The 2,278-nt window shown below is 41.8% G+C and carries 3 protein-coding genes; all 3 read right to left on the bottom strand.

The window, feature by feature from the left end; all coding sequences use genetic code 11:
- Positions 1-356: 356 nt before the first annotated feature.
- Positions 357-578, bottom strand: coding sequence for a DUF2795 domain-containing protein (locus HMPREF9304_RS07005; protein WP_004369470.1), 222 nt, complete (start codon positions 576-578; stop codon positions 357-359).
- 60 nt (positions 579-638) lie between these two features.
- Positions 639-1,190, bottom strand: a complete 552-nt coding sequence (locus HMPREF9304_RS07000; RefSeq protein ID WP_036927750.1) for a cob(I)yrinic acid a,c-diamide adenosyltransferase — start codon at positions 1,188-1,190, stop codon at positions 639-641.
- 138 nt (positions 1,191-1,328) lie between these two features.
- The gene (locus HMPREF9304_RS06995; protein ID WP_036927749.1) at positions 1,329-1,940 is read right to left on the bottom strand and encodes a hypothetical protein; all 612 of its coding nucleotides are present in this window, start codon (positions 1,938-1,940) and stop codon (positions 1,329-1,331) included.
- Positions 1,941-2,278 lie beyond the last annotated feature (338 nt).

Raw genomic sequence — 2,278 nt, 5'->3', positions numbered from 1 at the left:
GCAACACTATTATAAATTAAACTTTTTAAGTGCCTGAGCAACAAAAAGTTGCTCATGATTTTGCCATGTCAGAATTTTCACTTATCTTAGTGTTGCAAAAAAAACAAGAGAATCCGACGATAGATATGGCTAAGATACAAATTAAATCTGAGAGACTCACTCCTTTTGAGAGATTATTTTCAATCATGGAGCAATTTGACGGGTGAGATACAAGGAACAAAGACTATCTAAAAAACAGAAAGCCCATGACCCGTGGGATTCAATGTGACTGAATCCTGCGAGTCATGGGCTTGACATGACAAACAATCAAGGTGTCGTAAATACAAATGCGTTTCCTTGTTGACGCTTCACCTTTCTTAATACTCGTCCTCGTTAAAGAGGAAATCTTCCTTGGTAGGATAGTCGGGCCATATATCTTCTATACTGTCATATACATCCCCCTCATCCTCTATCTCTTGCAGATTTTCCAATACTTCCAAAGGAGCACCAGAACGAATCGCATAATCAATAAGTTCTTCTTTGGTAGCGGGCCATGGCGCATCTTCTAATTTCGATGCTAATTCAAGTGTCCAATACATAGTGTTACAAAATTATATGTGTTAATCTTCGTGCGTGCAAAAATAGTGATTTTTATAGAATCACCAAGGATATTCCCATTTTTTTTCTGTTACCTTGGCTTGAAAGTTGATTTTTCGTGCCAAGACATACAAATAATCAGACAACCGATTTATATATTGAAGAGCTTCGGGCTGGATAGGTATATGGGCATGAAAGGAAATCATACGTCGCTCGGCTCGTCTACAAACCGTTCGACATACATCGGCTTGCGCTGCACAACGGCATCCTCCAGGCAACACAAAAGCAGTTTGTGTGGGCAATTGCTTCACAATTTTATCAATCTCCTTCTCGATTCCTTGTACTTCGGCGGCAGGAAGGAGATAACGCTGACGCTTATCGGGCTGCGCGGGGTCTGAAGCTAAATAACTACCAATGACAAACAATAAAGACTGGATATGGGTCACAAAAGCCTTATCATACTGATGATGCAGCATCGGGCGTAAGAGTCCCAAGTGCGCATTAAGCTCGTCTAAGGTGCCAAAAGTCTCAATACTCAAATCATCTTTCGCAACACGAGTCCCCCCAATTAAGCTGGTGGAACCGTTATCCCCAGTTTTGGTATAAATTTTCATAGTGTCACATGAATTAAGTTGGGTATCATCATCGTCTTATCAGATTTCGACAAGCTTCTCAGAAAGGAAACAAAAGTTGATAGGACAGAACCCATAGTTATAAAATATTTAGTTACGGTGGTAATGTTAGGGTCCATCTTAAAAGATGAGCCGATAATGTCCAATTGTTTTCGTTGGATCATAGAGTATGATACCACAATCAAACAAATCAAAAGTTATAAATTGATGGCAACGAGCCACCATCTCTTTCCAAATACGTCGACAGTGCCGATTCAGAGAAATGCCTTCTACAATAAAAAAGGTTCCATTTCGTGGCTGCGCAATAAAACGCAAAAAGCAAGACTTCCATTCCTCCTCCAAATTGACTAAATAGACATCGGGTACCAAAGAGGCATCTTCTCCATCTCCCAATTCCTCAGACAACAGCTTAGATGGTGGGTAGCCTGCCTGAATATACCGACCATAGAGTGCAGCATGGGGGGTACGAATCAACCAATGGTTGGGAGTTTCAGCACGTGCAAAGCGAAAGAGCAAGCGAGCTAACCGCAAGGATGCGCTTGAATCCGCTGGCATAGCTTCCTGCAACACCCGATATGCCTTATAATCTGCACGGTCATTAACAACTTGGTGGACAAAATGATAAGCCCAAGGAGGTTGAATGCCAAAACCCAAAGCACGTGGCCAACGATAAAGCCATGCTAACTGCCGTCGCAAACGATAACTCATAGATGATGTATGATAGTTGTCCATTCCTTTTCAACACTTGCACAAAGATAATAAAAAAATCAAGAGCTGGCATGACCTGAGCAAAAATAAACAGACAAAAATATTTTCTTTTTAACTATCCTCACCGTACATCCTTTCTCATCTTCCCACAGTATGCCCCCTTTCGTAACAATCCACAGCGTACCACATTCCGTAACCTTTCATACCTTGACATCCTTACCCAACTATCCACACAGTGCAGCCCTATATCTCTGCATCCTATAAACACAAAAAAGCCTCCAGCATCGGTTGAGACACTGGAGGCGTGAAGTAAAAAAGGCAGCTACCTACTCTCCCACATTGCATTGTAGTACCATCGGCGC

Origin of the sequence: Hoylesella timonensis S9-PR14 (assembly GCF_000762405.1) — a bacterium.
Classification (GTDB): Bacteria; Bacteroidota; Bacteroidia; order Bacteroidales; family Bacteroidaceae; genus Prevotella; species Prevotella timonensis_A.
The sequence above is the reverse complement of the archived record's forward strand: the minus strand, read 5'-3'. Positions and strand labels throughout refer to the sequence as shown.